Source organism: Synechococcus sp. A15-60 (genome assembly GCF_014280095.1).
GTDB lineage: Bacteria > Cyanobacteriota > Cyanobacteriia > PCC-6307 > Cyanobiaceae > Synechococcus_C.
This window is the reverse complement of record NZ_CP047933.1, coordinates 2,042,494-2,065,026: the sequence shown is the minus strand read 5'-3', so window position 1 is coordinate 2,065,026 and position 22,533 is coordinate 2,042,494. Positions and strand designations below refer to the sequence as shown.

The 22,533-nt window shown below is 58.9% G+C and carries 28 protein-coding genes; 16 read left to right on the top strand and 12 right to left on the bottom strand.

What is annotated here, in order from left to right:
- Nucleotides 1-53: 53 nt before the first annotated feature.
- The 5 genes from SynA1560_RS11315 to SynA1560_RS11295 all read right to left on the bottom strand — a co-directional run bounded on the left by SynA1560_RS11315 (nucleotide 54) and on the right by SynA1560_RS11295 (nucleotide 4,459).
- On the bottom strand, nucleotides 54-710 hold the full coding sequence (locus SynA1560_RS11315) for a Tfp pilus assembly protein FimT/FimU (RefSeq protein WP_255476947.1): 657 nt from the start codon (nucleotides 708-710) through the stop codon (nucleotides 54-56).
- Entirely contained in the window at nucleotides 707-1,123 is a 417-nt protein-coding gene (locus tag SynA1560_RS11310) for a hypothetical protein (RefSeq protein ID WP_186500550.1), read from the bottom strand. The genes SynA1560_RS11315 and SynA1560_RS11310 overlap by 4 nt, the downstream gene beginning before the upstream one ends.
- Nucleotides 1,124-1,415: 292 nt before the next feature.
- Nucleotides 1,416-3,389, bottom strand: coding sequence for a pilus assembly PilX N-terminal domain-containing protein (locus SynA1560_RS11305; RefSeq protein WP_186500549.1), 1,974 nt, complete (start codon nucleotides 3,387-3,389; stop codon nucleotides 1,416-1,418).
- 10 nt (nucleotides 3,390-3,399) lie between these two features.
- Nucleotides 3,400-3,885, bottom strand: coding sequence for a type IV pilin protein (locus SynA1560_RS11300; RefSeq protein WP_186500548.1), 486 nt, complete (start codon nucleotides 3,883-3,885; stop codon nucleotides 3,400-3,402).
- 76 nt (nucleotides 3,886-3,961) lie between these two features.
- Nucleotides 3,962-4,459: a type IV pilin protein gene (locus tag SynA1560_RS11295; RefSeq protein ID WP_186500547.1), complete on the bottom strand. Its 498-nt coding sequence runs from the start codon at nucleotides 4,457-4,459 to the stop codon at nucleotides 3,962-3,964.
- Nucleotides 4,460-4,608: 149 nt separating this feature from the next.
- Here SynA1560_RS11295 and SynA1560_RS11290 point away from each other — a divergent pair, with 149 nt between their 5' ends.
- On the top strand, nucleotides 4,609-5,880 hold the full coding sequence (locus tag SynA1560_RS11290) for a sensor histidine kinase KdpD (protein ID WP_186500546.1): 1,272 nt from the start codon (nucleotides 4,609-4,611) through the stop codon (nucleotides 5,878-5,880).
- Here the strand turns inward: SynA1560_RS11290 and SynA1560_RS11285 are convergent.
- The gene (locus SynA1560_RS11285; protein WP_186500545.1) at nucleotides 5,855-6,562 is read right to left on the bottom strand and encodes a response regulator transcription factor; all 708 of its coding nucleotides are present in this window, start codon (nucleotides 6,560-6,562) and stop codon (nucleotides 5,855-5,857) included. The genes SynA1560_RS11290 and SynA1560_RS11285 overlap by 26 nt on opposite strands.
- A 9-nt stretch (nucleotides 6,563-6,571) precedes the next feature.
- Here SynA1560_RS11285 and SynA1560_RS11280 point away from each other — a divergent pair, with 9 nt between their 5' ends.
- From SynA1560_RS11280 to SynA1560_RS11260, 5 genes are read left to right on the top strand one after another with little or no spacing between them, the layout of a single operon-like run.
- Nucleotides 6,572-7,144 carry a hypothetical protein gene (locus tag SynA1560_RS11280; RefSeq protein ID WP_255476946.1) on the top strand — a complete coding sequence of 191 codons (573 nt, stop codon included), beginning with the start codon at nucleotides 6,572-6,574 and terminating at the stop codon, nucleotides 7,142-7,144.
- On the top strand, nucleotides 7,141-7,554 hold the full coding sequence (locus tag SynA1560_RS11275) for a hypothetical protein (protein WP_186500544.1): 414 nt from the start codon (nucleotides 7,141-7,143) through the stop codon (nucleotides 7,552-7,554). Before SynA1560_RS11280 ends, SynA1560_RS11275 begins: the two co-directional genes overlap by 4 nt.
- On the top strand, nucleotides 7,551-8,090 hold the full coding sequence (locus tag SynA1560_RS11270; RefSeq protein ID WP_186500543.1) for a prepilin-type N-terminal cleavage/methylation domain-containing protein: 540 nt from the start codon (nucleotides 7,551-7,553) through the stop codon (nucleotides 8,088-8,090). The genes SynA1560_RS11275 and SynA1560_RS11270 overlap by 4 nt, the downstream gene beginning before the upstream one ends.
- Nucleotides 8,091-8,094: 4 nt before the next feature.
- Entirely contained in the window at nucleotides 8,095-8,694 is a 600-nt protein-coding gene (locus tag SynA1560_RS11265) for a prepilin-type N-terminal cleavage/methylation domain-containing protein (protein WP_186500542.1), read from the top strand.
- Between the two features lie 48 nt (nucleotides 8,695-8,742).
- Nucleotides 8,743-10,242 carry a HAMP domain-containing sensor histidine kinase gene (locus SynA1560_RS11260; RefSeq protein WP_255476945.1) on the top strand — a complete coding sequence of 500 codons (1,500 nt, stop codon included), beginning with the start codon at nucleotides 8,743-8,745 and terminating at the stop codon, nucleotides 10,240-10,242.
- Here SynA1560_RS11260 and SynA1560_RS11255 read toward each other — a convergent pair.
- Together SynA1560_RS11255 and SynA1560_RS11250 are read right to left on the bottom strand one after the other, a co-directional pair.
- Complete coding sequence (locus SynA1560_RS11255; RefSeq protein WP_186500541.1) at nucleotides 10,196-10,561, bottom strand: hypothetical protein; 366 nt, start codon at nucleotides 10,559-10,561, stop codon at nucleotides 10,196-10,198. The genes SynA1560_RS11260 and SynA1560_RS11255 overlap by 47 nt on opposite strands.
- Complete coding sequence (locus SynA1560_RS11250) at nucleotides 10,558-11,985, bottom strand: HAMP domain-containing sensor histidine kinase (RefSeq protein WP_186500540.1); 1,428 nt, start codon at nucleotides 11,983-11,985, stop codon at nucleotides 10,558-10,560. Before SynA1560_RS11250 ends, SynA1560_RS11255 begins: the two co-directional genes overlap by 4 nt.
- Nucleotides 11,986-12,102: 117 nt before the next feature.
- Here SynA1560_RS11250 and SynA1560_RS11245 point away from each other — a divergent pair, with 117 nt between their 5' ends.
- On the top strand, nucleotides 12,103-12,921 hold the full coding sequence (locus SynA1560_RS11245) for an ABC transporter permease (protein ID WP_255477149.1): 819 nt from the start codon (nucleotides 12,103-12,105) through the stop codon (nucleotides 12,919-12,921).
- 20 nt (nucleotides 12,922-12,941) lie between these two features.
- A complete protein-coding gene (locus SynA1560_RS11240) occupies nucleotides 12,942-13,202 on the top strand; it encodes a hypothetical protein (protein ID WP_186469351.1) in 261 nt (86 codons plus the stop codon).
- A gap of 12 nt (nucleotides 13,203-13,214) precedes the next feature.
- Here the strand turns inward: SynA1560_RS11240 and trmH are convergent, their stop codons facing one another.
- Nucleotides 13,215-13,904 carry a tRNA (guanosine(18)-2'-O)-methyltransferase TrmH gene (gene trmH, locus SynA1560_RS11235; RefSeq protein WP_186469350.1) on the bottom strand — a complete coding sequence of 230 codons (690 nt, stop codon included), beginning with the start codon at nucleotides 13,902-13,904 and terminating at the stop codon, nucleotides 13,215-13,217.
- Between the two features lie 141 nt (nucleotides 13,905-14,045).
- Here trmH and SynA1560_RS11230 point away from each other — a divergent pair, with 141 nt between their 5' ends.
- From SynA1560_RS11230 to SynA1560_RS11220, 3 genes are read left to right on the top strand one after another with little or no spacing between them, the layout of a single operon-like run.
- Nucleotides 14,046-14,363: a glycine zipper 2TM domain-containing protein gene (locus SynA1560_RS11230; RefSeq protein WP_370523158.1), complete on the top strand. Its 318-nt coding sequence runs from the start codon at nucleotides 14,046-14,048 to the stop codon at nucleotides 14,361-14,363.
- The gene (locus SynA1560_RS11225; protein WP_186469348.1) at nucleotides 14,353-14,748 is read left to right on the top strand and encodes an MGMT family protein; all 396 of its coding nucleotides are present in this window, start codon (nucleotides 14,353-14,355) and stop codon (nucleotides 14,746-14,748) included. The genes SynA1560_RS11230 and SynA1560_RS11225 overlap by 11 nt, the downstream gene beginning before the upstream one ends.
- On the top strand, nucleotides 14,741-16,084 hold the full coding sequence (locus SynA1560_RS11220; RefSeq protein WP_186500538.1) for a 16S rRNA (cytosine(967)-C(5))-methyltransferase: 1,344 nt from the start codon (nucleotides 14,741-14,743) through the stop codon (nucleotides 16,082-16,084). The genes SynA1560_RS11225 and SynA1560_RS11220 overlap by 8 nt, the downstream gene beginning before the upstream one ends.
- Here SynA1560_RS11220 and SynA1560_RS11215 read toward each other — a convergent pair.
- The 3 genes from SynA1560_RS11215 to SynA1560_RS11205 are packed head-to-tail and all read right to left on the bottom strand — an operon-like array spanning nucleotide 16,062 to nucleotide 19,299.
- Entirely contained in the window at nucleotides 16,062-18,074 is a 2,013-nt protein-coding gene (locus SynA1560_RS11215; RefSeq protein WP_186500537.1) for a transglycosylase domain-containing protein, read from the bottom strand. The two genes, SynA1560_RS11220 and SynA1560_RS11215, sit on opposite strands and share 23 nt — an antisense overlap.
- Entirely contained in the window at nucleotides 18,071-19,024 is a 954-nt protein-coding gene (gene chlG, locus SynA1560_RS11210; RefSeq protein WP_186500536.1) for a chlorophyll synthase ChlG, read from the bottom strand. Before chlG ends, SynA1560_RS11215 begins: the two co-directional genes overlap by 4 nt.
- Nucleotides 19,025-19,035: 11 nt before the next feature.
- A complete protein-coding gene (locus tag SynA1560_RS11205; protein ID WP_186469344.1) occupies nucleotides 19,036-19,299 on the bottom strand; it encodes a DUF2862 domain-containing protein in 264 nt (87 codons plus the stop codon).
- A 53-nt stretch (nucleotides 19,300-19,352) separates the two neighbouring features.
- Here SynA1560_RS11205 and hisF point away from each other — a divergent pair, with 53 nt between their 5' ends.
- The 5 genes from hisF (at nucleotide 19,353) to glyQ (ending at nucleotide 22,506) form a co-directional block, all read left to right on the top strand.
- Nucleotides 19,353-20,132 carry an imidazole glycerol phosphate synthase subunit HisF gene (gene hisF / locus SynA1560_RS11200; RefSeq protein WP_186469343.1) on the top strand — a complete coding sequence of 260 codons (780 nt, stop codon included), beginning with the start codon at nucleotides 19,353-19,355 and terminating at the stop codon, nucleotides 20,130-20,132.
- Nucleotides 20,133-20,182: 50 nt separating this feature from the next.
- Nucleotides 20,183-20,440, top strand: coding sequence for a hypothetical protein (locus SynA1560_RS11195; RefSeq protein WP_255476944.1), 258 nt, complete (start codon nucleotides 20,183-20,185; stop codon nucleotides 20,438-20,440).
- A complete protein-coding gene (gene ubiE, locus SynA1560_RS11190; RefSeq protein WP_186500535.1) occupies nucleotides 20,437-21,138 on the top strand; it encodes a bifunctional demethylmenaquinone methyltransferase/2-methoxy-6-polyprenyl-1,4-benzoquinol methylase UbiE in 702 nt (233 codons plus the stop codon). Before SynA1560_RS11195 ends, ubiE begins: the two co-directional genes overlap by 4 nt.
- Before the next feature lie 84 nt (nucleotides 21,139-21,222).
- The gene (locus tag SynA1560_RS11185) at nucleotides 21,223-21,570 is read left to right on the top strand and encodes a hypothetical protein (RefSeq protein WP_186469341.1); all 348 of its coding nucleotides are present in this window, start codon (nucleotides 21,223-21,225) and stop codon (nucleotides 21,568-21,570) included.
- Between the two features lie 48 nt (nucleotides 21,571-21,618).
- Nucleotides 21,619-22,506, top strand: coding sequence for a glycine--tRNA ligase subunit alpha (glyQ, locus tag SynA1560_RS11180; protein ID WP_186469334.1), 888 nt, complete (start codon nucleotides 21,619-21,621; stop codon nucleotides 22,504-22,506).
- The last annotated feature ends 27 nt before the right edge of the window (nucleotides 22,507-22,533 follow it).

Below are 22,533 nucleotides of genomic sequence, written 5' to 3'. Positions count from 1 at the left end.
TAATGAGTGATTGCTGTTATGAGTATGAGAAGAGAATGAGAGTTCTTTCGATTTCATTCGGAATTGCAGTTTCCATCTACCGGGCAGAATCGTTTGCATGCTGAAGCTCCTAGTCCCTGGTGGCTGTAATCCCATGTGCCTTTGAATAAATGCCCATTCCCTGAGATAATCAGGCAGCGGGTGAAGACTTGCTGATTTTTTCCCCAGTTTAATGATCGGATTCGAAAGATTAAATCTCTGCCCTCTGGATTTGTTCCTTGGGGAGATAAACCATAATTTGTTTCAGAAACTTTAACTGCGATGAGATTGGCCTCACGTGTTTGTTCTTTGTGTAAAAAGCGGAATTGTGTGTCGCAATTGCTACTCCCTGAAGGGCATGGGCAGTCAATCAATTGATTCCGATTATTGGCACTCATTTGGCCAATCTCAATTACATTTTGTGGCTCGGTATAGTCATTCTTTGCAGGATTTGATTTGAAGAGTGTGCAATATTTAGCGGTGCGTCTTACCCTCGCCGTCAAGTTGAATAAGCCTGTTTCTAGGTTCTGGGTGTATGTATCGACTTGACCTTGCTGTATTTTGTGATTGAGGCGAGGTAATGCCCATGCCGTTGCACTTGTGAGGATAATGACGGCTACCAAGAGCTCTAAAAGAGTAAACCCGTTCCTGGGAGCACCTCCATCTCTATTGGTATCTAAGGGGGTTCTCATTGGTAGCAGTTTGCCTCAAAGCTAGGGCTAATCTCAATGGACCTATACTCTGTGTTGACATTTTCTTCTGGCGCTTCAAAGCTATAAACGATTTTGAGCATGTAACTAGTTCCGAGATCGAGAATGCTGAGTTCACGTTGAAGTGAGTAGTCTGTTTGTCTGATTCCTGGTTCTGGCCCAGGAACGCTGATTGCGCTGTTGCTGATTTGACTCATTAGAAAAGTAGCGGCATTACTTGATATTGTTCCTGATCCACAGGCTTGCTCTAGATTGACTTCATCAAAAAAACCATCATCCGTTTTTGCTAGTCGTGTTGCGGTAATTTGTGAGTCTGCTTGTTGAATCAACTGAATATTGTCATTGATGCTTGCTTCGATAGCTTGGCGATCTTTTTGATGGTTGCTGCTAGCCATTGCCTGGCTCGAGAAGCGTGCAACTGCGATCAGTACGGCTGTTAATAAAACACCGGCGATGAGGACCTCTACGAGAGTAAAGGCTTCTGTGCTCCGTCTGCTCTTATGCTTTCTGTGGGATGGGCTTGTAAGCACGAGATGACTCTCGTATAAGTGATTGTCAAACTAAAAGATGTGTACTCGTAGTTCTGTTCATTCTTAGTTTGGCATCTCTGATTGTTTTTGTTTGAAGTGAAGCTGGTGTGTTGAGTGAGAGGTTCCTGTGATTGCTTGAGTTTTGCTTGAGGTCCACTTACCAGCGGCTAAAGGTGTCGAATCCTGTCCCTCGAATTCCTCGTGCAACAGTGCGCCCGTAGCTTCTCTCTTCAGCCCACTCCCATAGCTCTTGTGCTTTGCTGATGATTGGACGTGAGCCATCAGAACTCGTTGTGCTGAGTTCTAAGGTCTGATTGCTGCCAGTGCAAATAGCATTGGCCCAGATGACTGCTTTGGTTGCTGTGTTGTTTGCATTCAACTCCACATTGCCGTTCGGCATGGCAATCATCGCTGCCGGTAAATTTGTGCTTCCGAACCTAAGTGTTGCTGGTTTGTTGTTTGCGTAGCATTCAGCTGTTGGATCCCCGTCGCTTGACACAAGGATGAACCTTTCAGCATGGAGGTTGCAGTCACGTTGTGTGTTCCCTGTGTCGGTAGACAATGCATCGACACCGCATAGCTTGCTTGTTCCGCTGAGGTTGTAGAGATACTCAGAGTTTTGGATGCCTTGAATGTCGGCTCGTCTTGCTGCTCCGGATGGTGTTTCTAAATGAATGACGACCGGTCTTTGCTCGCTGTTTTCAATCAGGAGGGTGCTGCGCTCTAAATTGATTTGTTCGATGTAGATATGACAAACATCTCCTTCTAGAGTGATGCTATCTGTTGAGCATAGATCGCTATCTTTTAGGGTAATTGTGTAAGTTGGCTCATTCACTTGTCCTGTGATGATGCGCCACTCAACTCGACTTTTCCACTTGTCTTCGGTTGAGTCGCATTTGTCTGGGTTTTGATAGATTTCATCCGCTTTGTATTGATCGTTTTTCCCCCAGGTTCTTTTGTTGACGCAGGCTGTTCCGTTAACTATTTTGGTCTGAAATGTGCTTGCGATTTGTGATGTCTCAATAGGGATGGAATGCTGAGAGTCTGGATCATTGCTCGTTGGCCGACTGCAGACTGGGCTAAAGCCTTGATCACATTGGAGGCCATAGTTTCCGTCTAGAGCATTTCCATTGAGATTGTCGCTGAATGACCAGATTCGAATTGCTGTCCCTGATTGGACTGTGTCATTGGTGTTGTCTGCATTGAAGTATTCAGGATTCGGAATATCCCATGCATTGCTATTGATGTTTTTGACAGGCCAAATTGAGTTGGCTAGTGACGAGTTTTGCGCGGGATCATCGCTGTCAGGATCGGTGAAGCCGCTGCCGGTGCTTTGTATCCCTGCTAGCGCGAGCAGATTGCTTGCATTGCAGGAGTCGGGATTGCTGTTGTCAAAGTTGCTTGTGCCGGTCAATAGATTGATGATTAACCCTCCTGCAGCATCGCTATTAGAGTCCATTCGGGTTAAGCCATCAAGCTCAAGGTCGCGTCCTGCAAGAACAGCCCAGTCTTTATGGGTCGGTACACGCGAGTTGACGAAGAGCGATCGTTTTAGAAGTGATCGGGCTTCGTAGTCTTTTTGTGAGCCCTCACGCCTGACAATCCCTTCAATCTCAAATTGTGCTGAACTTGTTTGGCTTGGACCGACGTAGCGTCTTAAGCGATAGTACGTACGTAGATTTCCACTTCCATCATTTCGCAATGTCGTCCCATTCTCTTGGAGCGGTATTTCTGTGCTGTGCCAGTCCGGCACTGTAGTGAGTTTGCTTGCGCATGGCTCTTCTGTCTCTGGAAGAGTGTCCCAGCCAAAACTTCCGTCATCAGCTTCGGTATTGTTGATGAGATAGAGATAGCCTCGGTAATCATCTTTTTTGGGGCTGTTGAGTGTTGCCAGGATTCGATTGAAGCCATTCACAGCCGCTGCTTCCGCTAGTTGTTGGTAGCTTTCTGACGCGCTCAGTTTTCTGGATCCAATCATTCTGATCATCAGTGCACTGGCTCCACCCATAAGGACCATTCCCATCAGTAGTGCCATCACCAGAGCAATGCCCTGCTCTTCTGTTTTTATTTTATTGCCAGGTTTGAGGCAACTTCTTTCTGTTTGGGAATGGGATGTGAGTGGGTTGGCCATTGTTGATGTCCTAGGCACAAGTGGTCGTAAGGATCGCATTGTTGCCATCCTTTTTGGCGATGTCGGATTGTCCGGTTTGCGTATTTACGCAGGCTTTGGCGTCGTAATTACTGCAGCCTCCGATTGACTTCACACTGAATGTGGTGATGTTGGTATTCGATTCCCCGCTGAGTTCATATTTTTCGCTCCTCAAGATATGGGTACTATTTAGGCTTCCAGATGCTGTGGTTTTAGTGCCACTATCAGATATTGTTTGGATGGGCATGATGGTCCCGATTTGATCCCAGGTGGTTGGGGTTGTGCCATATTCATCCGTATAACTCATTGCAGCTGTCTGCAGCATCGTGAGTTCGCTGACTGCCTCTGCTTGGTCTGATTTGCAGATGCTTCGCGTGTAGTTGGGTAGTGCTATTGAGGATAAGATCGATACGATGCTTACAGTGATAAGAACCTCTGTAAGGCTAAATCCGCTTTTCTTGATCGTTGAGGATTTCATGTCAGGAAATCAGTGTGGCCTGTCTAGGCCACACTAGTTTTGAAAGATCAGGATTGGTTTTGTTGTTGGCTTCTAATCAGCCACCATTTTGTGTTTCTGGGCAGGAAATTTTGGCTTCTGTCAAAGCCGTGTCAAGAGACTTGCTAATTTTTATTTCCCCTGTGGTAAGTTTGACGCAACCACCAAGATTGCCTTTGTCTTCTAATCCAGCTTTGCCTGTGGCTAACACTCTGATCGTGTCGCCTGTTGTTACAGGGGAGTGCGCGTAGTCAAAATTGACTTTATTGGCTCCGGCTATTGCGACTGTGGCAGCTGTTGACGCATCTGTGGCCGAATTATCAGCTTGATAATCTGCATAGGCTGTTTTAAGGATCGAGGATAGTGTTGTTGTTCCCTCTGTCGCCTTTGCCTTGTCTTGTTGACTTAAGAAGTTTGGTAGCGCAACTGATGAAAGAATTCCAACAATCACAATCACGATCATCAGCTCCACGAGGGTGAAGCCTTTTTCGAGCAGATTGCGTCCTTTCTTGCGGTTGAGCATGGCCAGCTGGAGCCGGCTGTTGAGAGTGGTCATGGCTGGTCAGTGGATTGAGTGAATGGTTTTGGCACCTGTGGTGCTCACAGATTCACCATCTCCCTTTCTCATGGTCCGTACAGGAATGAACGGCTAAAGCTTCCTAAGAAGGTTCTTAGGGTTCGTCTCAGCCGTTGACACACCAGCCGTTGCGGTCATTAAGAGGATGGCTTCAGTCCACGGCCGTGCTCACGGTGATTGCCGGCTACACCCTGTTGCTGGGTCTCAACGGTGCGCTCTCGGATCTGCAACGGCGTCAGCAGCATCGTGATTTGGTTCAAGTTCTCGTTCAACAGGCGTCTGCTGGTCAACCCGTCCCCGAGCCCTTTGAGGGGGTTGGGCTGGAGGTGTCGCTGCTTGCCCAGGGCGCTGACCAGCAGCCCCGCATTCAGCCTGCTTCCTCTGGAGAGCAATGGCTGGTGAGCCGGCGGGCGGTGCAGTTGCCCAGCGGTGAACAACGTTGGCTGGAGCTGCGTCAGAACGTAACCGCATCACTGGAGCAGGAGCGCACCACCCAGCTGCTGCTGGTAGCGGCAGCGGGGGTGTCGATCCTGTTTACGTCGTTGTTGTTGCGTCCCGTGCTGCGTCGTGGCCTTGTGGTCCCTCTCGATCAGTTGGATCAGCAGCTGCAGCGGCTGGAGGCCGACAACCTCGGAGAACACTTGCTTGATCCTTCAGCTCAGCCTGAGGAATTGCGCTCGATGGCCATCGCGTTCAACAACCTGCAGCAACGGTTGGCCGCTGCCTGGAAGCGGGAGCGTGCGTTCGTGGATGGTGTCGCCCATGAGCTGCGCACTCCGATCACGGTGATCTCGGGCCATGCCCAGCGCCTGCAGCGTCATTCCTTGCCGGAGTCTGCTCAGCGCTCTGCTGATCGAGTCAGCGCGGAAGCCCTGCGCATGACCCGGCTGCTACGGGTGTTGCGGGATCTGGCCCTGATCGATGCCGGGCGCGTGCAGTTGCACGCCAGTGCTCTGGATCCAGAAGCGCAGTTGCTGCAGATCTACGAAACGTTGTCGACATCTGCGCCTGGACGTCTCCAATTGCCCCAACCGGCGCAGGCGCCATTGCCCGCGTTGTGGGCGGATGCCGATCGCCTACAGCAATGCCTTCAGGAGCTGGTCGGCAATGCACTGGCCTACGCCTCCGGATCGATTCAGCTGCAGGCGCAGCACGACGGCGATCAGCTCGTGATGCATGTGCTGGATCAAGGGCCCGGTATTCCTGAAATCGAGCGGGCGTTGGTGCTGCAGCGGTTCAGGCGCGGCAGCACTGCCGCCGGCACCCGTGGCACAGGGATTGGCCTGGCCTTGGTGGATGCATGGATGCGGACCATGGATGGTGCTTTGGTGATTGCCGAGGCTCCCGGCGGTGGTGCTGATCTGCAGTTGCGCTTCAGGTTGGCTCCACCCGGGCCATGAAGCCCACACCGCGAATGGTGTGCAGCAGCGTTGGCTGGCCAGAACTCTCCACCTTGCGGCGCAGATAGCCCATGTAGACATCCAAGGTGTTGGGATCGCCCACGAACGGTGCTCCCCACACGTTCTCCAGGATGGTCTGCCGGGGTTGCACCTGATCGTGGTGTTGCACGAGATAGGCCAGCAGATCGAATTCCCGCTGCGACAGCTTCAGCTGCTTCTCACCTCGGCGCACCTCCCGTGAGAGCAGATCGATGCGCAGGTCCCCCAGGCTGAGGCTTTCCGTCGCCGGCTCGCTGGAGCTGTAGCTATTGCGCCGCAACTGCGCGCGCACGCGGGCCTGCAATTCCTTCAGCTCGAACGGTTTGGTGAGGTAGTCGTCGACCCCCAGGTCCAAAGCCTGTACCCGTTCATCCACATCGTCGTGAGCCGTGAGCATCAGCACGGGGGTGGTGTCGCCGCTGCTGCGCAGGCGCCGGCAGATCTCGATGCCTTCGAAATCGGGCAGGGTCCAATCCAGCACCACCAGATCGAAGCGCTCTTGCCGGAGCTGCAGCAGCGCATCACCACCGCAGTTGGCGACATGGCAGTCCCACCCGCTTTCGCTGAGCTCGTCGCGCAGCAGCTGCAGCAATTCGGGATCGTCATCGACGATCAGCAGCCGGCTCGCGGGAGCATCAGCCATGGCCTGCGCGTGGTTGTTTGCACCTTATGGGCGGTTGGCGGGGAATGCTTCCGCCAGTCGCGTTTTCGCGTTGTGGTGTTGATGATCCCCCGATCAAAAGAGCGGTTGGTGTTGCAACGGCGCAGTGGCTTCGTGATGCCACTGGCAATGACGGCATCTGCGGTGTTGCTGCTCGGGAGTGCCTCGATTCACACGCTCTCCCTGCAAGGCCATTGGCGCCATCAGGCCAGCCTGCGCAGGCTGCAGGCGCTGGATCAGCTTCAGTCCGCGGCCCAGGCCTTTGTCGCCGATGCCCGCGCTGCGGAGGCCTGCCTGCTGTTGCAATCCTCCGATCAATGGCATCAGCCCGGCAGTGATTGCGTCCATGCCGATCCGGATCGTCTGCGCCAGGGATGGGTGAATGATCAGCGTTGGCAGCTGCTGGCCTGGCGTGCAGATCACGACCGCGGTCAATTGGATCTGAGCCTGGCTGATGGTCGCGCTGCCCGGTTTTACCTGCAGTTGGATTCAGCCAGCCCTGCAGTGGTGGCCGTGTCGCAACCCCAGCTGATAGGCCGCGCGCAAGCAGGGGGTGCGTCATGAGCTTGGTGGAAGTGATGGTGTCATCCGTGCTGGTTGGCATCAGCAGCACAGCTGCACTGGGTGTGTGGAACCAAGCGGCGGCGTTGGTGCACGACACCGCATCGATGGAGCGCAAGGCGGCTGATCTGGAGATGGTGCGACTCGCTAGTCACCGCTGGCTCGCGCGACACGCGGCAAACACCAAGCAGCTCATGACGGCAGTGGCGCCCTGCCAGTGGGATGCGGTTGCCGTTGCTGCCGCAGCCGATGCCGCGTTGCCCTTGCCCGAGGGAATCACACGGCAATGGACGCAGGATGGCCAATTGCGCGGCCTCTGGCAGGAGCTTGCGCTGGTGGATGACAACGGGTCCGTGCTGATGCAGCGCCGTCAGCTGCTCAGCCCTGCTGCCTTTGGACTGTGCCGGCCATGACCCGTTCTCAAGCCGGCTTCACATTGTTCGAGCTGATCTGCGTGGTGGCCTTGTTGGGTCTCATGGCGTCGCTTCCCTTGGTCACCAGCGGAAGCGACCATGATCGCTTGCAGCTGGATGCCGCTGCCCGTCGTCTGTTGCTCGGTCTGGAGCGGGCCCGCTCCGTGGCGCGACGGGAGCAGATGGCCTGCGGCATTGCGTTGAATCGTGATGCTTGGAATGCCCCAGAGCAGGAGGCGTTGCCGGGCGAGTTGCCCCCCTGTCCTGGGGTGTCTGTGGCGTTGCAGGAGGTCCTCCACCAGGGACCGATCCAGCTGCATACCAACTTGCCTGCCGTCATGCGCGTGTCGGCCAACGGACTGCTGCTGGATGGCGGCACCACCGTGCTCAGCCACGGGCGCCTGGATCACAGCCGTTGTTTGGTGGTGAGTCTTCCCCTGGGGGTGAGCAGGCTCGGCCGCTACCAAGGAGGCCCGCCAGCGCAAGGGCAACGTCTCAGCAGTCGGCGCTGTCTGCCCGATCCGCAGGAGGCTTGAGCTGATGCGATGGCGATTGCCGCTGAACCAGGCGAAGGGATTCACCCTGCTGGAGCTGATGCTGGCCCTCAGCCTGGGCAGCCTGCTTTTTGCGCTGATGCTCCGGCTCATTGGTGCAGACCTGCGCTTTGGGCAGGCCATGGCCCAGCGCTTGCGCGAAACGAGCCGGCAGCAACGCAGCCTCGAGCTGATCCGCGCGGAACTGGCCTTGGCCCACGGCTGGATGGTGGATCCGCCGCTTTCGATGCGGTGGCCCTGCCCCATGGCGGGACGACGACCCGTGCTCGCCATTGCCACCCAAGCTCACGATCCTCAGGCCCGCGGCGATCGGGTGATCGTCTATGCCGTTGGACCGGCTCCCGACCGTATCTGGCGCGGTCAGGTGCTGATGCGCTGCGGCCCTGGTTACAGCCTCGAAGGCGTGCCTACTCTTCAGGGAGCCTTCCAGAACCGAGTTCTGCTGGATGCACTTCCCCAAGACTCCGGCGTTGGTTTCCAGGTGCACCAGCACCCGTTTCTTCCCGTTCTGGAATTGGAGATCCAACAGGAGCTGCCGGCAGCGTCTGGGGGAAGCCGCATTTTGCGTCGCCGCCTTGCGGCCTGAGCTGGAATGGATAGGGGCTGCGCATCCCCTGAATGGGGGAGGACAACCATGCGCTTGATCGCTGGACTGAGGGAGCGTTGCTCCTTTGGGTTCATGCCTTGGCGCCGATCAGCGGCGATCACCTCGACGCGTTCGATCCAACGCCGACTGGAGCGCACCGGGGTGATGGCGCTGTTGTTGGGGTATGGCCTGCTGCTGGCGGTGAATCTGCAACTGTTCCGAGAGCAGCGCTATCAACGCCAACTGCAGACCATGCGCAGGGCAGAACGACTGCTGCGCAGCAGTGAGGATCAACAGGATTCTCAAGCGCTTAGACGGATCCTCAGCGATTTCTCCTCGTTCGACCTGGTGCTTTGGGGGCATCCCGATGGCTTTCCTACCAGCCTGGTGATGCCGCAGTCCAGTCACAACGATCGGTTGGCGTCGAGCCCAGGGTTGTTGCTCCAGGCTGAGTCGCGATCAGTCCAGAGCATGGCTCCTCAGCTGTTTGAGTATGACGATCGCAGCTACATGCTCAGCAGCGAGGAGATCAACTGGGGCGGTACGCCGTGGCGGTTTCATCTGCTCCGCGATGTGAGCGATGCGGTCGCGTTTCAACGGCAACTCAACGGGTTGTTGTTGCTGGCAGCGGTGTTGGCCTCGTTGGTGTCGATCCTGATCAACCGAGGCGGCATCCGGCGCGGCTTGGATCCGCTCAAGCGCTTCGGCGAATCGCTGGCATCGGTGCGTTCAAATTCTTTGCAGCAGCAGCGCTTCCAACCTGAGCAGCAACCGGACGAGCTTCAGCCCTTGGCGATGGCCTTCAACAACCTGCTGGATCGTCTGGCGGAATCGTTCGATCGACAGAAGCAATTCGCCAGCACGGTGAGCCATGAATTGCGCAATCCCATCACCTTGATTGCCGGTTACAGCCGACGTCTGTTGCGCCGAGCCGACAATCTCAGCGACGATCAGCGCCACCAGCTCGCCATAGTTGAAGAGGAAAGTCGCCGGCTGGGGCGCCTAGTGACGGACCTGCTGGCCCTGACCCGCGCGGAGATGGGCCATCTGCAGATGGATTTGCAGCCGCTGTGCATCGGCGATGCCGTGCACCAGGCCATCGCCCTCTGCGAAGGATCCGGCGAACATCGCTTCAAGCTTTGTCTTCCGGAAAACCTCGATCCCGACACGATCCACGCTCTCGCCGATCGCGACCGGGTGGTGCAGTGTCTGGTGAATCTCATGGAAAACGCCTGCAAATACAGCCCTCCCGAGTCACCAGTTGAGATCGGCTGTCGGTGCCAGCAGTCGGTGGTATTGCTGAGCGTTCGCGATCATGGACCTGGCGTGCCCAGCGATGAGCGGGATCAGGTGTTTGAGCGCTTCCGGCGTGGCCGCAACAAAGCGGACATCCCAGGCACAGGCATCGGCCTGGCGGTAGTGAAGACCCTGGTCGAGCAGATGGGCGGCAGTGTGGGTGTGGAGGATGCGGAGGGCGGTGGAGCTGTGTTCGTGCTCGCTCTTAAGGAGTGCGCTGCCCCCTCTGCTGCGGTGAGTCCGGCTCGCTGAGCAGGTAAAACCCCAGCACGGCGACGCAGGCCATGGCCAGGAAGAGGTGGTCGACCCAGCCGTATTGCACGCCCATGCCCTTCACCGTGATTTGGCAGTTCACCACCACCAGCACCACCGCGAAGCTTGCCAGCAACACGGCCGGTAGCTTCTGCACGCGCTGACGTTGCCGCCAAAGGCTCCAGAGCGGTGGCAACAGCACGGCAGTGCTGATGCCATGCAGCAGTCGCATGCTCAGATCACTGTGGAGGTGAGGTGTGATCGCGGCCCACAGGTTCGCTGGCACCAGCAGCGACACCACGATCAGATAGGGAATCACGGTGCCTCCTGCAGTTGGATCCGGAAGCAGCTGCCCATGCCTGGCTCGCTTGTCACTGAAATGCTTCCACCCATGGCGTTCACCAGCAGTTGCACCACGGACAATCCGATGCCGCTTCCAGTCTGGCCAGCCGTGTTCGACCCGCGGTGGAAGCGATCGAAGATCTGCGCTTGATCCTCGTGCGGAATGCCGATGCCGAGGTCTTCCACCTCAAGAATGACGGCGTGGTGGTGCTTCAGCAGGCGCAACTGGATGGGCAGTTCGGGTGGGGAATATTTGTGCGCGTTCTGAATCAGATTGAGCAGCACCTGATGCAGTCGAGCCTCATCCCCTAAGGCGCGTTCCGACGGCTCGGATGCATCGTTGTTGTGAGTCGGTAGCTCGAGTTGAATCGTGCGATCCAGGGTCTGGGCCTGGACGCGTACCACCGTGTCCAGCAAAGGCCGCAAGGCCACCGGCTCCTGTTTCACCTGCAAGCGTCCTGAATCACTGCGGGAGAGATCCAGTAGGTCGTTGAGCAGCTGCTGCATGCCGCGGGTCTCGTCCTCTGCATCCCGGAGCCGTTGGGCCAGTGGTGGCTCCAGGTTCGGCGCCTTGCGTATCACCCGCCTGATGGAGCCCGACACCAGGGTCAGTGGGGTTTGCAATTCGTGGCTTACGGCACTGACGAACTGGCGTTGCTGGCTCCATGACTGCGCCAGTCGTTGCGTCAGCGCGTTGTAGGTCAGGGTGAGCTGGGTGAGTTCCGCAGGGCCCTTGGGAACCGGCAGACCAGCATGGTTGAGTGCATCGGCGGTCAGCTCTGCACTGCGAGCGCTGAGCTCCTGAAGGGGGCGCGTGATCCGCTTCACCAAAACGCTCACTAGCAGCAAGGAGGCCCCTAAGGATCCGCCCCAGATCACGATCATCCAGGCCAGATATTCGCTCTGGGCCGTGCCCACACTGGTGATTTCGGTGCTGCTCCAGAGCCAGGGCCCGTCGGTCACGTGCCGCGTGAGCAGGGTGAGGTATTCGCGCCCATTCACGGTGATCACGTCCACCTGGCCGCTGCGGCGCTGTGGGTTCGCGGCCATGGCGGCCGGCAACAGTTCCACGGGGATGGGGGTGTCTCCCTGAGGCGGCGTGATCAACATGCCGCTGGATTGCTCCAGCCAGAGATGGGTTCGCCGGCTGGAGTGATGCTTGAGCATGGCCTGCATCGTGGCGACATCGCCCAGGTCCTCGGATGACCACGAGCGCGTTAGGGCATTCGCTGCTGCCAGCAATTCGGCCTCCCCCAGTCGCTTTTGGTTGCGTTCGCTCAACCACAACCCGGTGGTGGTGGCACCCGTGAACCCCAGCAGCACGGCGGCATAAGTCGCAAGCTGCAATTGGCCGAGCATGGAGCCCGTCAAACGTGAGCGCCACCGGCTGGACTGCTTCATCGCCCAATCCTGATCAAGAATGCCAAGCCGGGCAAGAATGCGCGCAGCAGATTGGCTGCGTTCTTGAGCTTCGCCTCGTCACCCCTTGGCCTTGTCCGTCCCAGCCTCTCGGCCCGCATGGCGCGCTGGGGTTTGGTGATCGTGGCGATCTATGTCCTCGTGGCTGTCATCACCCCCCTCATGCTGTCGGCCGGTTGGCTGCCGGATCCCAATGCCGGCCTCGACAACCCCATCTACGCCGCACCATCGCCCCAGCACTGGTGCGGCACCGATCGACTCGGACGTGATGTGTGTGTGCGCACGCTTCAGGGCAGTGGCGTCGCCCTGCAGGTGGTGCTGCTGGCGGTGGCGTTTGCCTTGGTGATCGGTGTGCCCTTGGGGATGGTGAGCGGCTATCTCGGCGGCGTGGTGGACCGGGTTCTGGTGCTGTTGATGGACACCCTTTACACCTTGCCGGTGCTGTTGCTGTCGGTGGTGCTGGCTTTTTTGCTGGGCCGCGGCATCCCCAATGCGGCTGCAGCGCTGTGTGTGGTGTATATCCCGCAGTACTTCCGTGTGGTGCGCAACCAGACCGCCCAGGTGAAAGCGGAGTTGTTCGTTGAAGCAGCACGCACCCTTGGGGCTGGACCGGTTTGGATCTTGCGCCGTTATCTGCTGCGCAATGTGATCACCTCGGTTCCGGTGTTGCTCACCCTCAATGCCGCCGATGCGGTGCTGGTGCTGGGAGGCCTCGGTTTCCTTGGTCTGGGATTGCCTGAAACGGTGCCGGAATGGGGCAGTGACCTCAACCTGGCGCTGGCAGCCGTGCCCACCGGAATCTGGTGGACAGCCCTCTATCCCGGATTGGCGATGTTCGTTTTGGTGCTGGGGCTGTCGTTCCTGGGTGAGGGTCTGGAAGCTTGGGTTAGCAGCACCGGCCGAGACGCTGCAAAATAAGGAAAGGAATCAGTTGGGCCATGCCGTTCTGGGCCACCGTTGTGTTGCTGCTTCTGATGTCGACACTTTGGATGTCGGGCCGCAGCAATCCCGATGACGTGATCGGTCTGCTGGAGCAGATGCTGGCGATTGCCCTTGGTTTGGTGGTGCTGTTCATCGGCCGCAGCTTGCCCCTGGAAATCCTGGCCTTGGTGTTTGCGCTCCGCCTTCCGGCAGCCCGACGCAATCACCCTGTGATGGAGCGCACCCAGGGCAGCAAGGATGTCTTGATGCCCTTCTGAGGGCAGTTTCGCTTAGCAGCGCAATTTGGTGGTGCGAGGCAGCTCTTCAAGAATCTCGCCCTCATCCCCCAACGCGGGGTAGGGGCGACCCTGCTCGCGGCACCAGATGGCCACCTCGGGATAACACCATTCGAACAGCAGCGTGTCGTAATCACCAGCGGGGATGCCTTCTCCGTTCTGCGGGGCCAGACCCGCCACCTGTCGTTGTCGCAGCGCTTCGAACAGCAGGGTGGCTGTGGCCACGGAGACGTTCAGCGACTGCACCATGCCACGCATCGGGATGTACACCGCCTGGTCCATCAGAGCGGTGGCCTCCTCGGTCAGACCCCATTTCTCGGCACCGAGCACGAAGGCGCAGGGGCCGGTGAAATCGCAGTCGCGATAGTCGCGGGCATCCACGCTCAGGTTGGTCCCGAATAACCGAAAGCCTCGCTGTTTGAGGTGGCTGATGGCGCTGCCGATGTCGGCATGGTCATGCAGCGGCACCCAGCGCTGGCTTCCCTGGGCAGTGCTGTTGAACGTGCGCGGGCGACCACTAAAGCTGACGGCGTGCGCTTCTAAAACGCCGACCGCATCACAGCTGCGCAAGATCGCGGAAAGGTTGTGGGGCTTCTCCACGTGTTCCACCAGCACAGTGAGGTCGGCCATCCGTTGATTGAGCACGGAGCGCAACCGCTCAAAGCGTCGGGGAAGCAGAGGCATCAGCCGATTGGATCCGTCGAGACTCTGCTCTGAGGCTATGCAATCTCCGATCGGTCACATGTGGATGCAAGCGCGTTGAGGTTTAGTCACCTGGCGGCAGATTCCCTCAGAAAGATGGAGAGGACGTTGAACGGTGCCTTGATGAAACGGATTGTCTTCGCCAGCTTTGCGACAGCACTGTCAGTGACAGCGGGCCTTCCTGCCACCGCGACGCCGCGCTGGGCCAACGTGCAACCAATGCAGGTGGATGACTACGACCAGAGCTACGGTCGAAATCGACAGACGTTGCTTGTGACTCCCAATGCAGACACCAACAGCTGTCTGGAGGGAAGCGTGATCGGCGGCTTGCTGGGAGCTGGCCTGGGTGCGGCACTCTCCCGGGGCGATGGCCGGTGGATCGGCGTCCCCGTGGGTGGTGCAGCCGGTGCCCTGATCGGTTGTCAGGTGGATGGCGGCTGACGTCCCGGCTCGACCGTCGACTTTTGACAGCCGCGTGCTGGCAGCTGTGGCACTGATCCCTCCTGGTCGATTGGCGACCTATGGACAAGTGGCTGACTGGATTGGCGCCTACGGCTGTGCGCGGCAGGTGGGCTGGGCCTTGCGTCGGCTCAGCTTGCCTTCTTCGATTCCCTGGCAGCGTGTGGTGAATGCCCAAGGGCGCATCTCCATGAGTCTGAGCCGGGAAGGATCTGACTGGATGCAGCGTGATCTGTTGTTGGCCGAAGGGATTCCTGTGGATGAGGACGGCCGTTTGCCCCTGAAGCAATGTCTGTGGGCCCCAGATCCCGATCAAATTGCCGAGGCGCTAGGTCTGGAGGTTGTGCCGTCTCCGACGCGTGAGTGAGTCGCCGTCTCGATCTGATGCTCCCGGCCTCGCCTCCAGGCGTTTGGCTTGGGACGTTTTGGAGGCTGTGGCCGCTGGGGCCTATGCCGATGTGGCGCTCGAGCGTGCCTTGCGGCATCGTCCGCTTGGTGCTGCGGACCGCGGTCTGGCCACCGAACTGGCCTACGGCGCCATTCGTTGGCGTCAGTGGCTGGATGCCTGGATTGACAAGCTCGGCAAAGTGCCGGCTCGTAAGCAGCCCCCACGGCTGCGTTGGTTGCTCCACATCGGCCTGTATCAGCTGCTGCGGATGGAGCGCATCCCAGCGGCCGCTGCGGTGAACACCAGCGTGGAATTGGCCAAGACCACCAAGCTGGCGCGCCTTGCGCCTGTGGTGAATGGGCTGCTTCGGGCAGCACTGCGAGCCCATGAGGCTGGTACGGGCCTGCCGGTGCCGGAGACACCAGCGGATCGTCTAGCTCAAGACCAATCACTGCCCCGGTGGTTCAGTCGAGAGCTGCTGCAGTGGTGTGGCCCTGAGCAGGCGCAGCAGGTGGCGCGGGCCTGCAATCAAGTGCCTCCGCTCGATCTGCGGGTCAATCGTCTGCGTTCCACTCCTGAGCAGGTGTCTGCCTCGCTGGCCGCAAACGGCATCGCTACGGCGGCGATTGAAGGCTGTTCCCATGGACTGCGGGTGTTACAGCCCTCCGGCGATCTGCGTCAATGGCCTGGCTACGACAAGGGGCACTGGTGTGTTCAGGATCGGGCGGCGCAGTGGGTGGCACCACTTCTGGCTGCACTGCCCGGGCAGCGGGTGCTGGACGCTTGTGCTGCTCCAGGTGGTAAGGCCACACACCTGGCTGAGTTGATGGGTGATCACGGTGAAATCTGGGCCGTGGATCGCTCTCCTGGTCGCCTGCAGCGGGTGGCCGCCAATGCGGCTCGCCTTGGTTGCAGCAGCATCCACGCCCTCGCGGCGGACGCTGCGTCTCTCCTCAAGGAGCGCCCGCAATGGGAAGGCATGTTCGAGCGCATCCTGCTGGATGCTCCCTGTTCTGGATTGGGCACGCTGTCCCGTCATCCCGATGCGCGCTGGCGTGTCACGGCCGAATCGGTGGCGGAGTTGCTGCCCTTGCAAGCAGGGTTGCTGGATGGCTTGTTGCCCTTGCTCGCTCCCGGTGGACGTTTTGTTTACGCCACCTGCACCATTCACCCGGATGAAAACACCCGGCAGATTCACGGCTGGTTGCAGCGCCATCCTGAGCTCAGCCTCGAGTCCGAGCAGCAACGCTGGCCGGATCCCTCAGGCGGTGATGGCTTTTACGCTGCCGTCATTACTGCACCGGCAGAGGCCTGAAGAATTCGTCCACCGGAGGCCCGCCAGCTGGAGCCACGTAACGCGGGGGGGTTGTGCCCTCGGGCGGCTCCTCGCCGCTGCTGAACACATCGGGATCGGTGTCGGTCTCCTCGCCATCCTGCTCGCCATCGGCGACGCGTTGGCTCCCTTGACGGCGCCGGTCTTCGAAGCTGCGGGTGAGCACTGGTTTGGGTGGGAAGTTCTGAATGGCGTAGCTGCCCTTCACCTCATTCATGAATTGTTTCCAGGCCCAGGCCGCTTCTCCGCTTGTGCTTTTGGTCTCGGCATTGTTGTCGTAGCCGAACCAAACGGCCGTGGTGAGCTGCGGAATGGATCCGATGAACCAGAGGTCACGCGCCCCTTCCGAGGTGCCTGTTTTGCCAGCCACGGGGCGGTCATCCAGCCGTGCTGCAACACCTGTTCCGCCTGTCACCACGCGCTGCAGCATCCAATTCATGGCATCCGCGACGTCACTGTCTATGGCTCGACGGCCTTTCTCTCCATCCACGCGTCGACTCCACAGCACATTGCCTTCTGGTCCGCGGATTTCCTCCAGTGCCATCGGTTTGATGTAAACGCCCCGATTGGCGACCGCGGCATAGGCGGTGGTCATGTCCAGAACGGTCTGCTCGTAGGCCCCGATCGCCATCGGGTAGTACTTGCCGAGGGGACGCTGATTGCCGATTCCCAGCTGATTGGCCGTGGCGATGATGGCGTCGAAGCCCACCTTGTCTTGGAGCTGAACCGCCACTGTGTTCAAGGAATTCTTGAGTGCTTCAGCCAATGAGATCTTGCCGAAGTATTTGTTGCCGAAATTCTTGGGGCAGTAGCCCGACCAGCAGCGGGGGGCATCCATGAAGGTGTCATCTGGCTTCACGCCGGCCGCGATAGCAGCGGCATAAGGAAAGAGCTTGAAGGTGGAACCTGGAGAGCGCAGCGCTTGGGTGGCACGGTTGAATTGACTGCTGCTGAAGCTCTTTCCGCCCACCATCACCCGCACCAGACCGGTGCCTGGTTCGATCGACACGATCGCGCCTTCGGTGTTGAACGGGGCGTATTGGCGCACGACCTCCTGCGCTTTCTTCTGCCAATCGAGGTTGAGACTGGTGCGGATTTTCAGTCCACCCACCTCGAGTTGTTCGGGTGTCAGCAGCTGCGGTAACTGTTGCGCCACCCAACTGGTGAAGAAGGGGGCTGCACTGTTGAAGTATTTGGGGATTGCCGGTTTGAGATCGAGAGGGCTGTTTTTGGCTTGATCTCTCTCGTCCTTGGTGATGAAACCGGCCTGTTGCATCCGATCGAGCACGATTCCCCGCCGCTCAAGGGCTAATTCAGGGTTGACCAGGGGTGAATACACCGAGGGAGCTGGAGGCAAACCGGCGATCAGGGCGGCCTCCTGCAAGTTGAGTTGGTCGGGGGTCTTGGAGAAGTACACCCACGCGGCATCGGACAGGCCGTAAGCGCTTGAGCCGAGATACACGTAGTTGAGGTATTGCTCGAGGATCTGCTCCTTGCTCAACTGGCGTTCGAGCTTGAAGGCCAGCGCCGCCTCCTTGAGCTTGCGGGTGAGGGTGCGGTCTTGGCTGAGAAACACCGTGCGGGCCAGCTGCTGGGTGATCGTGCTAGCGCCCTCACGCACGGCACCCTGACGGACATTTCTCACCAGGGCGCGCCCGATGCCCCAGAGATCAACACCGTTATGGTCATAAAAGCGACGATCCTCCGCTGCGATGAAGGCTTGCTTCACGAGCAGCGGCATCTGGCCGGGTTCGATTTTTTCGCGTGTCGCCGGTCCCAGCTTCTGGATCACAGCGCCATTGCTGGCGAGCAGCGTGATGGTGCCGGGTCGGCTGAAACGGCTGACGGCACGGGCATCAGGCAAGGTGGCATCCACAGCTCGCACCACAGCCGCTTGCGCCAAGGCCACACCACTGCCGATAACGACGGCAGAGCCGCCGATCAGCAACCAGTGAAGACGGGTTCGATTCACATGCCTTGTGTGAGAGGGCTGTGCCCAACCGCCAATGCGGTGACGAGCATGCCGAGCACCAGGAAAGGTTGTGCACTGGCCTGGTATTTCACGTCGTAGGCCACGGGATCACGCAGCAGCCAGATGTCCTGAAAGGTGATCTGGGGCACGATCAGCAGCACGAGAAGAACGGCAGCGAAATGCTGACCGATGGCGATCAGCACCGCAACCATCAACAGCTGAAAAAGGTCGATCATTCCAGCGCTGATCCAGCTTGCGCGCTGAATTCCGAATGCAACAGGAAGCGACTGCAGGCCCAGTTCACGGTCACCCTCAACGCTTTTGAAGTCATTGACAACCGCGATGCCGAGACCCGCCAAGCTGTAAGCAAGCGTGAGGATCGCTGTCGTCCAGGTGAGTTGACCGAACAACGCTTGTCCGGCCCACCAGGGCAGTGCGATGTAGCTCGCTCCGAGGGCGTAGTTACCCAGCCATCCGTTCTGCTTGAGCTTGAGCGGCGGAGCTGAGTAGATGTAGCTCACAAACGAACCGCCGAGAGCCAGCAAGAACAGCACCGGCGTGGTGTGCTGTGCCCAAACATCAAGGCTCCAGGCCACAGCTAGGCCAGCCAGTAGCAGAGCCCAGATCTGCAATTTGACCTGACCGAGGGGAATCGCTCCGGACGGAATTGGTCGGTAGGGCTCGTTGATCGCGTCGATCTCGCGGTCGTAATAGTCGTTGATGGTTTGCGTGTAGCCGGCCAACAGGGGACCACTCATCACCATGCAGGCCACCGCAGCCAAGACGTGGTCGAGGCGCCATTCGTAATGCCCACTCGCCGCTGCTCCACACACCACGCCCCAGATCAGAGGAATCCAGGTGACCGGTTTCATCAGCTGCAAGCGCAGCTTCCAAAGATTGGTGGTGCCGCTGGCACCCTTCATGCCGAGCAGCTGACGCGCGTCACTCACAGATTCGAACCTCAGGCTGCGACGATTTCGTCTTCGAAAAACCAGGAGCTGGAGCCGTCGCTGAGCTCGACGACGACGCCGATCCCTTTGCCGTCAACTGTGCGGAATTCGGTCACGGTGCCGAAGGCATCAGTCTTCAGCAGGTCAACCATGCCCTGGGGAATCCGGTCACGCACGCGGGTGACGCGGACCTTGCTGCCCACCTCGATGGAGTCGAGCTGTGGGGTCGGCAGAGGCTCCGATCCGGTGAACCGCTTGATCAGACTTCCCAGCATGGCCTGCGAGGCTTGGAGAGAGGCTGCACCCTAACAGCCATATCTCAAACGCTATGGTCGCTCTCCGCCTAATCCCCTGCCTGGATGTCGCCGAAGGACGGGTGGTGAAGGGCGTCAATTTTGTCGGCCTTCGCGATGCAGGCGACCCGGTCGAACTCGCCTGCCGCTACAGCCAGGCTGGTGCGGATGAGTTGGTGTTTCTCGATATCGCCGCCAGCCATGAAGGTCGGGCCACCCTGGTGGACCTGGTGCGACGCACATCGGAGCAGGTCACGATTCCCTTCACGGTCGGAGGCGGCATCGGATCGGTTGAGGGCATCACGGAGCTGCTACGTGCCGGTGCCGACAAAGTCAGTCTGAATTCGTCAGCGGTGCGACGTCCTGAGCTGGTGCAGGAAGGCGCGGATCGCTTCGGCTGCCAATGCATTGTGGTGGCGATCGATGCACGTCGCCGCGACGCGGGCGGGTGGGATGTCTACGTCAAAGGTGGGCGTGAGAACACCGGTCTGGATGTGGTCGAGTGGGCGCGCCGTGCGGCTGATCTCGGGGCGGGGGAGATTCTGCTCACGTCGATGGATGGGGATGGCACCCAAGCCGGATACGACTTGGCGCTCACCCGTGCGGTGGCGCAGGCGGTGCCTGTGCCTGTGATCGCATCTGGCGGTGCAGGGTGTCTGGATCACATTGCGCAAGCTCTTGACCCGGGTCCTGCGGGTGGTCAGGCTTCTGCAGCGCTGTTGGCTTCCCTTCTTCACGATGGCGTGCTCACCGTGGAACAAATCAAATCGGATCTGCTTCGTCGCGGGTTGACCGTGCGACCGCTGGAACCTTGAACTTTCTCCTTAATCTGTAGCGAATAACGCAGTCTGACCTCGTTTATACGGTGCTTGTCGCGTCAACCACTTTCGAGGAGGTTGGGCTGCCTGCGGCGCAGCCTTTGATTCCCTCCAGCTGGACACTTCCTCTCGGTGTGCTGTTGGTGCTGGTGGTGATCGCTTTGGTGGCATGGGCTCTTCAGCTCATGCAGTCCGCGGTGGATCAACGCGAGTTCTCGCTGATGTTGGCGGGCTGTTTGGTGTGTTCAGCGGCTGTGGGGCTGGCCACGGTGATGGTGATGGCACTCAACGGTTTGACGTTGTGAAACCTGGTGATGCGGAGGCTGTCGAACAGCTCTTCAATGACGCTGCGCCCACATACGACCGTCTCAATGACTGGTTGAGTTTTGGATTGCATCGGCAGTGGAAGCGCCAGATGGTGTTGCAGTTGTCTCCGCAGCCTGGAGAGCGCTGGTTGGATCTTTGTTGTGGCACGGGGGATCTGGCTTTGGCGCTGGGCCGGCGTCTGCGGCCGGGTGGTGAGGTGATCGGTGTGGATGCAGCAGCAGCACCTCTTGCGGTTGCCGCCGGTCGTTCTGCCCGGGAACCCTGGTTGCCTGTTGTGTGGAGGCAGGGTGATGCCCTGGCGCTTGACCTGCCAGATGCCAGTGCTGACGGCGCGGTGATGGCCTATGGCTTGCGCAACCTGTCCGATCCTGCTGCGGGTCTGAAGGAGTTGCGCCGGGTCTTGCGTGCCGATGGCCGAGCCGGTCTGTTGGATTTCAACCGATTGCCGCCAGGGTCGACGGCTGCAGCATTTCAGCGCACTTATCTGCGGCGCGTGGTGGTGCCAGTCGCGGCTCGCGCGGGTCTGGAAGAGCATTACGCCTACCTGGAGGCCAGCCTTGCGCGCTTCCCCAACGGATCGGAACAGGAAGCTCTCGCCCTGCAGGCCGGCTTCCAGCAGGCACGCCATCGGCCGGTTGCTGGTGGCCTGATGGGGCTGCTGATCGTCAAGGCGTGAGAGTTTAGTGGCTCACGTGGTCTTGCTTGCGACAAGTGAGACCGATGAACTAGAAAGAAATGATTAAGAAACAGGGGGAGTCACTTGGCCTTTCCGCTGCCGTCTCTGCTGCCTTCCATTGAGGATCTGCTCGACGAAGTCCAGTGGCTCGACGGGATGATCCTGGTGACTGACTCGCAGAAAGCCACATTCGTGTCCTTCTCTCAGGTGGATCCGGTCTTGCGTCGCCTGCGATCGCGCCCCAGAGGGGCCGAGGTGGCTGAAAAGCTGTGCATGTCCTTGTTGGAGACCCATGGCAAGGGGGCCTGCAAGCCTGTGCTGGTGTTTCAGGGGGATGGCAGCTTTTGGCTGGGAACGATGGGGCCGGGCCGCAGTCACCCGCACCGGCACCACGCTATTGCCCACTTGCACCGTTGCCTCTCCTTGAGCTGAAGGGGGAGGCTGAACGAGAGAATGCTGGAGATTGGCTCCAACGCTCGGATGCATTTCCAGGACATCATCAGCACCCTCAACCGTTTCTGGTCTGAACAGGGGTGCCTGTTGTTGCAGCCCTATGACACCGAGAAAGGGGCCGGAACCATGAGCCCTCATACGGTGTTGCGAGCCATTGGTCCTGAACCTTGGGCAGTGGCCTACCCAGAGCCCTGTCGTCGTCCCACGGATGGTCGTTACGGCGACAACCCCAACCGGGCGCAGCACTATTTCCAATATCAGGTGCTGATCAAGCCATCGCCCGATGGAATTCAGGAGACCTACCTCGCCTCTCTTGAGGCTTTAGGCATTCGGGCAGCGGATCACGACATCCGTTTTGTTGAAGACAACTGGGAGTCCCCCACGCTTGGCGCCTGGGGTGTGGGCTGGGAGGTGTGGCTGGATGGCATGGAGGTCACCCAGTTCACCTATTTCCAGCAGTGCGGTGGTCTGGACTGCAAGCCGGTGTCGATTGAGATCACCTACGGCCTTGAGCGCCTGGCGATGTACCTCCAAGATGTCGAGAGCATCTGGGATCTCAGCTGGAACGCTGAGCGCAGTTATGGCGACATCTGGCTGCCTTTTGAGAAGGGTCAGTGCCATTTCAATTTCGAGGCCTCCAATCCGGAGCGTCTCAAACAGTTGTTCGCCATTTATGAAGCGGAAGCGGCAGATCTCATCAACAAGAACCTGCCGGCACCAGCGTTGGACTTCGTCCTCAAGTGCAGCCACACCTTCAACCTGCTGGAGGCCCGAGGCGTGATCTCGGTGACCGAGCGCACGGCCACCATTGGTCGCATCCGCAACCTGGCTCGCAAGGTGGCGGAAGCTTGGTTGGCGGAACGGGAAGCCTTGGGATTCCCGCTGCTGAAGCGGGAAGCAGCGACGGTGGCCTGATCCACGGGGAACCCTGGCATCACCTTG

What these genes read in the sequence shown, in the direction of transcription:
- SynA1560_RS11315 (WP_255476947.1), bottom strand. Translation starts at nt 710, where the DNA reads ATGAGAACCCCCTTAGATACCAATAGAGATGGAGGTGCTCCCAGGAAC.
- SynA1560_RS11310 (WP_186500550.1), bottom strand. Translation starts at nt 1,123, where the DNA reads ATGGCTAGCAGCAACCATCAAAAAGATCGCCAAGCTATCGAAGCAAGC.
- SynA1560_RS11305 (WP_186500549.1), bottom strand. Translation starts at nt 3,389, where the DNA reads ATGGCCAACCCACTCACATCCCATTCCCAAACAGAAAGAAGTTGCCTC.
- SynA1560_RS11300 (WP_186500548.1), bottom strand. Translation starts at nt 3,885, where the DNA reads ATGAAATCCTCAACGATCAAGAAAAGCGGATTTAGCCTTACAGAGGTT.
- SynA1560_RS11295 (WP_186500547.1), bottom strand. Translation starts at nt 4,459, where the DNA reads ATGACCACTCTCAACAGCCGGCTCCAGCTGGCCATGCTCAACCGCAAG.
- SynA1560_RS11285 (WP_186500545.1), bottom strand. Translation starts at nt 6,562, where the DNA reads ATGGCTGATGCTCCCGCGAGCCGGCTGCTGATCGTCGATGACGATCCC.
- SynA1560_RS11275 (WP_186500544.1), top strand. Translation starts at nt 7,141, where the DNA reads ATGAGCTTGGTGGAAGTGATGGTGTCATCCGTGCTGGTTGGCATCAGC.
- SynA1560_RS11270 (WP_186500543.1), top strand. Translation starts at nt 7,551, where the DNA reads ATGACCCGTTCTCAAGCCGGCTTCACATTGTTCGAGCTGATCTGCGTG.
- SynA1560_RS11265 (WP_186500542.1), top strand. Translation starts at nt 8,095, where the DNA reads ATGCGATGGCGATTGCCGCTGAACCAGGCGAAGGGATTCACCCTGCTG.
- SynA1560_RS11260 (WP_255476945.1), top strand. Translation starts at nt 8,743, where the DNA reads ATGCGCTTGATCGCTGGACTGAGGGAGCGTTGCTCCTTTGGGTTCATG.
- SynA1560_RS11250 (WP_186500540.1), bottom strand. Translation starts at nt 11,985, where the DNA reads ATGAAGCAGTCCAGCCGGTGGCGCTCACGTTTGACGGGCTCCATGCTC.
- SynA1560_RS11245 (WP_255477149.1), top strand. Translation starts at nt 12,103, where the DNA reads ATGGCGCGCTGGGGTTTGGTGATCGTGGCGATCTATGTCCTCGTGGCT.
- SynA1560_RS11240 (WP_186469351.1), top strand. Translation starts at nt 12,942, where the DNA reads ATGCCGTTCTGGGCCACCGTTGTGTTGCTGCTTCTGATGTCGACACTT.
- trmH (WP_186469350.1), bottom strand. Translation starts at nt 13,904, where the DNA reads ATGCCTCTGCTTCCCCGACGCTTTGAGCGGTTGCGCTCCGTGCTCAAT.
- SynA1560_RS11230 (WP_370523158.1), top strand. Translation starts at nt 14,046, where the DNA reads ATGAAACGGATTGTCTTCGCCAGCTTTGCGACAGCACTGTCAGTGACA.
- SynA1560_RS11225 (WP_186469348.1), top strand. Translation starts at nt 14,353, where the DNA reads ATGGCGGCTGACGTCCCGGCTCGACCGTCGACTTTTGACAGCCGCGTG.
- SynA1560_RS11205 (WP_186469344.1), bottom strand. Translation starts at nt 19,299, where the DNA reads ATGCTGGGAAGTCTGATCAAGCGGTTCACCGGATCGGAGCCTCTGCCG.
- hisF (WP_186469343.1), top strand. Translation starts at nt 19,353, where the DNA reads ATGGTCGCTCTCCGCCTAATCCCCTGCCTGGATGTCGCCGAAGGACGG.
- glyQ (WP_186469334.1), top strand. Translation starts at nt 21,619, where the DNA reads ATGCATTTCCAGGACATCATCAGCACCCTCAACCGTTTCTGGTCTGAA.